Here is a 7182-nt window from a genome sequence, read left to right as displayed (position 1 = left end):
CGGGCATACCGCACCGTAGTAAAGGGGAATACGGATGCTCTATTCCACCGGCGTGTCTGCTGCGCCGCAGGACCTTTGCGACCGGGGCTTCGCGGGCCGCATCCGCGAAGCCCTGGCACGACAGCGCGAAGTGTGCGGCGACCCCGGGCCGGCCGGCGCCCGCGTCCTGCGGGACCTGCTGGACCAGGCGCGGCCCACGTCATTCGGGAGCGGCCACCGGCTCGGCTCCGTCGGCACCCTCGAAGAGTGGAAGCGAGCGGTCCCGATCCGCTGCTACGAGGAGCTGCGTCCCTACGTGGAGCGGCAGTTGGCGGGCGAACCCCAGGTGCTGACCCGCAGCGCACCGTACGCCTTCCTGAAGACCTCGGGATCCAGCGGCCGTCCGAAGTACATTCCCACCACCCGGCACTGGCGGGACCACTACCGGGGACGGGGCCTCTACGCGCAGTGGGGCCTCTACGCCGAGCAGATCGGCGCGGAGAACCTCACCGCCGGGAACCTGCTGGACCTCTCCTGGGAGCGGACGCCCGCCTCGCGGAGCCTGCACGGATTCCCCGTCTACAGCATCTCCAGGCGCCCCGCCGCCGTCGGCGCCGACGACTGGGTGCCGCCGTGGTACGACGCGCCGTGGATGAACGGGGACGACGACGAGGAGTACGCGGACAGCCTCTACCGCAAGCTGCGGCTGCTCGCCGGCCGCGACGTCCGGATGATAGTCACGCTCAACCCGTCCAAGATCGTGGGGCTGGCGGAACAACTCGCCCTGCGCGCCGGTGAGCTGGTGGACGAGGTGGGCCGCGGGACGGTCCGCGGGGTTCCGGCCGACGGCATGGCGCCGGACCCGCGGCTCGCCCGACTGCTGAGCCGCCGCTTGGAGCGCGGTTCCGGCCCGCCCATGCTGACCGGCCTGTGGCCGCGGCTCTCCCTGGTGGTCTGCTGGAACTCCGCGTCCGCCGGGCTCTACCGGGACTGGCTGGAGGAGGCCACCCCGGGGATCCGCAAACTGCCCTTCAGCACCACCGGCACCGAAGGGATCGTCACCATCCCGGTGGACGAGCACCCTTCGGCCGGCCCGCTCGCTCCCGATCAGGGCATCTTCGAGTTCGTGCCCTGCGCGGAGGACGACGACGGCGGTCCGCTGGCCGCCGACGCCGAGACCCTGGCACCGCACGAGGTGGAGACCGGGCGCAGCTACCGGCTGGTCATGAGCCAGGCCAACGGGCTCTACCGGTACGACGTCTCGGACGTGTACACCGTGCTGGGGCGCGTCGGCGGCTCGCCTCGGCTGGAGTTCGCCGGCCGGGCCGGATTCGGCAGCTCCTTCACGGGCGAGAAGCTCACCGAGAGCCAGGTGTACCAGGCGGTCAAGGCGGCCTACGACGACACGTGGGGCAGCCTGCCCATGTTCACCTGCATCCCGTCCTGGGGCACGCCACCGGGTTACGCACTGGCCGTCGAGTGGCGTCCGGACCTCGGTCCGGCGGTGCGCGAGGACTTCGCGGCCGCCGCGGAGTCCGCCCTCCAGCAGTGCAACCCGGAGTATGCGGAAAAACGGCGCTCCGACCGGCTGCACCCGCTGCGGGTGCTCCCCCTCGCGCCGGGCGGCTTCCTGTCCGTCGCCGAGGCTCAGCGACGGAACGGCGCAGCTGCCATGCAGATCAAACACCACTGGCTCCAGCGCGACGACAGGCTGCTGAGCCTCATCGACGAACTCAGCCTTCTGCTGCCCGGCTGACGCGCCGCTCCGCGCCCCCCACCGTGTCGAAAGGCCAGAACCATCGTGATCACCGAAGCGAAATCCGCACCGCACCGCACCGAAACGCACCTGGCGGCGGACGGTGTGCCACTCGTATCGCACCAGTGGACCCCGGAGCGGCCGCGCGCCGCCGTCGTCTACGTGCACGGGCTCCAGAGCCATGGCGGCTGGCTCTTCGAGAGCGGCCCCGAACTGGCCGGCCGAGGCATCGCGGTGTTCGCACCGGACCGCCGTGGAGCCGGCGCCAGCGGCGGCCCCCGCGGACATCTCCCCTCCGCGGCGGCCGTACTGGACGACTACGCGGCCCAGTTCGCCGCCGTCCGGGCCCGGCTCCCGGAGGGCGTTCCGGTTACCGCGGTCGGCCAGAGTTTCGGCGGCAGCGTGCTGGCCGCCCTGCTCGCCACCGGCCGGACAACGCCGGACGCCGCTGTGTTCTGCGCCCCGGCGCTGGGCCAGCAGCGCGCCAGGCACGGCCGGGACGGGGTGGCCGGGCTGCGCGCTCTGACCGGCCAGCGCCCCTCGCCGGTCACCCTGCGGGACGAGGACTACACCGGGGGCCAGCGCTACCTCTCCTTCATGGCCAATGACCACGCGATGCTCCGGCAGATCACCGACGGCTTCCGTTCCGTCATGGCCGAGCTGGAGCTGCTCTACACCGAGGGCCCGGAATTTTGGCAGCGGGGCACGCCGCCGTTCCCGGTGCACCTCGCACGGCCCGGGCGGGACGCCATCATCGACCTGGACAGCGCGCAGTCGGAGCTGGTCCGCCACTGCCCCGACACCGTGGCGGCACACTTCGACGCCGACTCCCACTACCTGGAGTTCTCCCCGGCGCGGCGGCAGTTCTGGGACTGGCTGGCGGACATCGCGATCCACCGGGCGCCCGCCGTCCAGCGTTCCGGAGGTTCGCCAGGTGCTTGAGATCCTGCGGGTGCACACCGCGCGCGTGCCGATGGAGCGTCCCTTCGCGCACACCGCGCACGCACGGGCCCGTACCGAGTCGGTCCTGCTCACCCTGAGATGGCAGGGCGCCGAGGGGTGGGGAGAGGGCGCCCCGCGGCCTTATGTGACAGGTGAGACGGCCGAGAGCGCCGTCGCCGCGCTCCGCTCCCTCGACACGGCGCTGCTCGAACCGCTCCTGGCGGCAGAGGGCTTCAGCGGGGCGGTCGCCGCGCTCGCCGCTCTCGACCTGCCCAGGCTCCTCGGCGGTCTGCACCGGGCCCCGGCCGCGGCAGCGGCACTGGAGACGGCGCTGCTGGACGCGCTCTGCCGCCGCCATCGCCGCCCGCTCGCCGACGTGCTGGACGTCTGCCCGTGGGCCGCCGATGCGCTGGCGGCACCGGGAGGAGCGGCGCCGGGAGGAGCACCGCCGGGAGGAGCGGCGTCGGGAGGAGCGCCGCCGGTCAGCCAGGTCGTGGATCTGAGCCGCACGCCGGAGGAACTGCTGGGCGCGCTTTCGGCCGCGGCGCTGGCGCGGTTGGCCCACGTAAAACTCAAGGCGCTGCCCTCGCCGGAGGAGACGGCTGAGCGGGCCCGCGGCGTGCGTGCCCTGCTGGGGCCCGGTGTGCGGCTCTCGGTCGACGTCAACTGCGGTTGGCCGCCCGAACGCGCCGAGGCGGGTGCGCGGCTGCTTCAAGAGGCGGCTGCCGTGGACTGGATCGAGGAGCCCACGACGCCGCGTCAGTGGAGGGTGCTGCACCGCATCCAGGAAGCCGGAGTGCCGGTCATGCTGGACGAGTCGGCGGTGGACCCCGCCGATGTGACGTGGGCGGCTGCCGCCGGGGCGGCCACCCTGGTCAACATCCGGGTCTCGAAGTGCGGCGGGCTGCTGCCGGCGCTGCGCACCGCGGTGCGTGCCCGGGAGTGCGGTATGCGGGTACAACTGGGCGTTCAGGTGGGCGAGATAGGGCCGCTCTGGTCGGTCGGGCGCACCTTGGCCGCGCGGCTGGCCGATCTCGCTGCCGTCGAGTGCGGCAGGCAGGACGAATGGTTTCCCGAACCGCTCACCGTTCCTCCGTACCGCGTCGACCGCGAACGGCACGCCGCGCTTCCGCCGCCGGGGGCGGGACACGGGCTGCGGCCTTCACCGGCCCTGGACCCCCATCTCGTGCTTGTTTGATCCGCCCCTGGCGCCGCCGTCGGCAGCTCGATATGGCGGCTCGATAAGACAGTTCGATACGGCGGTTCGATACGGCAGTCGGCACCCAGTGAGACGAACCTAGGAGATCTGTGGATATCGCACGGCTCAAGACCGCGCAGGGACCGGCGTACGGGATCGTGGACCGGGACGCGGGCACGGTGACGCTACTGGTGGACCGCGCCCACTTGCCGTCGCTGCCCCTGGCGCCGGAACTGGGGGCGGATCTGGCGCCGGATCTGGCGCCGGATCTGGGGGCGGAGACCGTTTCGCTGGCAGAGGCCGAGCTGCTGGCGCCGGTGGACCCGGGCAAGATAGTGGTCATCGGGCGCAACTACGGGGGGAATCCCGACGCCCCAGGCACCCTGATGATCCACCTCAAGCCGCCCACCGCGGTGGTGGGGCCGGGGGAAGCGATCGTGCTTCCCGGTCAGTCGCAGGACGTGCGGTACGAAGGCGAACTGGCCGTCGTCATCGGCCGCACCTGCCGCTCGGTGGAGCCCGGCCGCGCGGCCGCCCACATCCTCGGCTACACCTGCGCGAACGACCTCACGGCCTGGGACATCGGCACCGACGGCGGCCAGTGGACCAAGGCCAAGGGCATGGACACGTTCTGTCCCCTCGGCCCGTGGATCAGCACCGGCGTCGATCCCACGGCGGCTCGTATCACCACCCGGATAAACGGCGAAGTGCGACAGGACGGCAGTACCGCGCGGCTCACCCGCAGTACGGCCGTCCTCGTCTCCGAGGTGAGCCGCCTGATGACGCTGCTGCCCGGCGATGTGCTGCTGACCGGCACCCCCGAGGGCGGTGCCGCGCTGGCTTCGGGGGACGGTGTGGAGATCAGGATCGACGGGATCGGGGCCCTGGCCAACCCTGTCGTGCGGGAGGACGGTGCAACAGTCAACTGCCGCGACGTGAGCGCGGATTCTTGAGCGCGGACGCGGGGGTCAGTCTTCGGGGGCTGGGGTGGTGGCCGCGGAGCTGATGATTTGTCGGATGCCGTAGCGGAAGCGGGCTCCGAAGTCGACGGACATGAAGTCGTCGAGTGCTGGGGCGAGGCCGGGGAAGCGGTTTTCGTCGACGAAGTCGCGTAGGCGTTGACGGTCCTGGATGAGGGCGGCTTGTTCTTCCTGGACCAGGCCGAGGGTGAAATAGAAGACGTTCCAGGCGGTCCAGGCGGCCGTTCTGGGGGTGGGGCAGCCCTGCCGGAGGGCGCCGACCATGCGGTCGGTGTAGGTGACGGTCCCGGACGCCATGGGGAACGTGCCCGCGACGAGCGCGGCCCCGTCGCGGTGGGCGAGCATCGCCCGCCGCAGCCGTTCCAGGAGCTCGATCACCTGGTCGTCCCACTTCTCGGGCAGATCCTCCAGGTCGATCCCCGCGAGGACGGCGTCCGCCATCGCGTCCAGGAGCCGGTCCTTGGTGCGGATGTGCCACATGACGGTGTTCATGCTGACCCCCAGCTCGCCCGCGATGGCGCGGGTGGAGAGCTTGGCGAGGCCGCCTTTGGCGAGTGCGTCGAACGCCGCGGCCACCACGTCGTCGAGGGTGATTCCGATCTTGGCGCGGTCGGTGGCGGCTTGCTTCTTGGTCACTGAACAAGTATACCTGCGTCGTGGCCTTCTTGGTCAGCGATAGAGAAGCAGGGTGCGGACGATCGCCGTAAGCCCATGGAGCCCATGGAGCTCGTGGAGCTCGTGGAGCTCGTGGAGCTTGTGAGGCGAAGACCTGTGCGGCTGGGGTCGGGGGCGCCCACGCACCATCGCGGCAGTCCGCGACCCGCGGTTCCAACAGTTCGAAAGGCTTTACGTATGTCCATCACCCAGTGCGTCGAGTGCGTCGAGTGCGTCGAGTTGGAGGGTGTCCGATGACCGGTACTCGGGGCCGTACGGTCCGGCCCGGACTCGCGCTCTTCGCGCTCACGCTCGCGGTCTCCGCCGTGCTGCTGGGCAGCACCATCCTCAATGTGGCGCTCCCGACGATGCAGAAGGACCTCGGCGCCAGCAACACCGAGCAGCAGTGGTTCCTGAACTCCTACACCCTCACCTTCGCCGGCTTCCTGCTGGTGGGAGGCAGCGCGGGCGACCGGTTCGGGCTGCGGCGGCTGCTGGTCCGGGGGACGGCGGCCTTCGCCGTCACGACCGCGGTGACCGGGTTCCTCGACTCACCCGTCGCGATCATCATCGTCCGCGCGCTCATGGGCGTGGCCGCCGCCATGATCATGCCCACCACCCTCGCGGTGATCCTGCGGATCTTCCCGGCAGGCAAGCGCGCCCAGGCCATCGCCACCTGGGCAGCCGCCTCCGGGCTGTCCATCTCGCTCGGCCCCCTGCTCGGCGGCGCACTGCTGAGCGGCGGGATGTGGTGGGGTTCCGTGCTGGAGCTCGTCGCCCTGTTCGCCCTCGTGGCCCTCGTCGCCGCGATGGCCTGGATCCCCACGATCCCCGCGAGCGGCGCCGGCGAGATGCGCATGATGCCCGTCGCCGGGTCTCTGGGCGGCATCGGCCTGCTCGTCTTCGGCGTCGTGCACGCCACCGACAAGGGCTGGGGCTACCTCGGCACCTGGCTGCCCGCCGTGATCGGCCTGCTTGTGCTGGCCGTTCTCGTACTGGTCGAGGCGCGCCATCGCGAGCCGCTCGTCGACGTCGGCCTCTTCAAACACCCCTCGTTCACCGTCGCCGCGGTGGCGCTGACGCTCGGCTCGTTCGTCGTCTTCGGCTACCTGTACTTCGTCACCTTCTACCTGCAAATCCTGCGCGGCTACACGCCGTTGCAGACCGGGATGCTGCTCATTCCCCTGTCGGTGGGGCTTGTCGTCGGAGCGCCGCTGTCGCGGGTGGCGAGCGAACGGTTCGGGCCGCGCGCGACGATCGCCGCCGGTATCGCGCTCATGACCGCGGCGTTCGTCGGCGTCGTCGGCCTCGGAGCCGGTACGGGGGTGGCCTGGTTCATCGCGGACGCGTTCGTGCTTCAGCTCGGCTTCGCGCTCGTACTCGCCCCCGGCATGACGCTGGCCTCCTCCTCGGTGCCCACCGAGCGCGCCGGCGCCGGATCGGCGCTGCTGAACACCTTGCGTCAACTCGGCAGCGCGCTCGGCGTCGCGGTCCTCGGGTCGGTCCTCTGGTCGCGGTACTCGGGCCTCGTCTCCGACCGGCTCGCCGGGGCCCCGGACGGCGTCCGCCGTGCCGCCTCCGACTCGCTCGCCTCGGCGCTGGCCACGGGCGACTCCGCGGCGATCAAGGCCGCCGGGCCGGCGTTCCTCAGCTCTATGCACACGGCCGCGCTG

The 7182-nt window shown here is 71.5% G+C and carries 6 protein-coding genes; 5 read left to right on the top strand and 1 reads right to left on the bottom strand.

All coding sequences use genetic code 11. The features are described 5' to 3' along the window. Positions 1-34 precede the first annotated feature (34 nt). From ACFU99_RS26445 to ACFU99_RS26430, 4 genes are all read left to right on the top strand, one after another. On the top strand, positions 35-1735 hold the full coding sequence (locus tag ACFU99_RS26445) for a GH3 auxin-responsive promoter family protein (protein ID WP_384396288.1): 1701 nt from the start codon (positions 35-37) through the stop codon (positions 1733-1735). A gap of 45 nt (positions 1736-1780) precedes the next feature. Then, positions 1781-2677 (top strand): alpha/beta hydrolase, encoded by an 897-nt coding sequence (locus ACFU99_RS26440; protein ID WP_384396285.1) that lies wholly within the window; start codon positions 1781-1783, stop codon positions 2675-2677. After that, positions 2670-3875 carry an enolase C-terminal domain-like protein gene (locus ACFU99_RS26435; protein WP_384396283.1) on the top strand — a complete coding sequence of 402 codons (1206 nt, stop codon included), beginning with the start codon at positions 2670-2672 and terminating at the stop codon, positions 3873-3875. Before ACFU99_RS26440 ends, ACFU99_RS26435 begins: the two co-directional genes overlap by 8 nt. A 110-nt stretch (positions 3876-3985) precedes the next feature. Continuing rightward, positions 3986-4828, top strand: a complete 843-nt coding sequence (locus ACFU99_RS26430) for a fumarylacetoacetate hydrolase family protein (protein ID WP_384396281.1) — start codon at positions 3986-3988, stop codon at positions 4826-4828. Between the two features lie 15 nt (positions 4829-4843). Here the strand turns inward: ACFU99_RS26430 and ACFU99_RS26425 are convergent, their stop codons facing one another. Next, complete coding sequence (locus tag ACFU99_RS26425) at positions 4844-5491, bottom strand: TetR/AcrR family transcriptional regulator C-terminal domain-containing protein (protein WP_384396279.1); 648 nt, start codon at positions 5489-5491, stop codon at positions 4844-4846. 272 nt (positions 5492-5763) lie between these two features. Here ACFU99_RS26425 and ACFU99_RS26420 point away from each other — a divergent pair. Continuing rightward, the coding region (locus ACFU99_RS26420; protein WP_384396277.1) for an MFS transporter at positions 5764-7182 on the top strand (1419 nt) is incomplete at its 3' end.

It is taken from the genome of Streptomyces sp. NPDC057654 (assembly GCF_042800135.1).
Lineage (GTDB): Bacteria > Actinomycetota > Actinomycetes > Streptomycetales > Streptomycetaceae > Streptomyces.
This window is presented reverse-complemented; position numbering and strand designations above follow the sequence as displayed.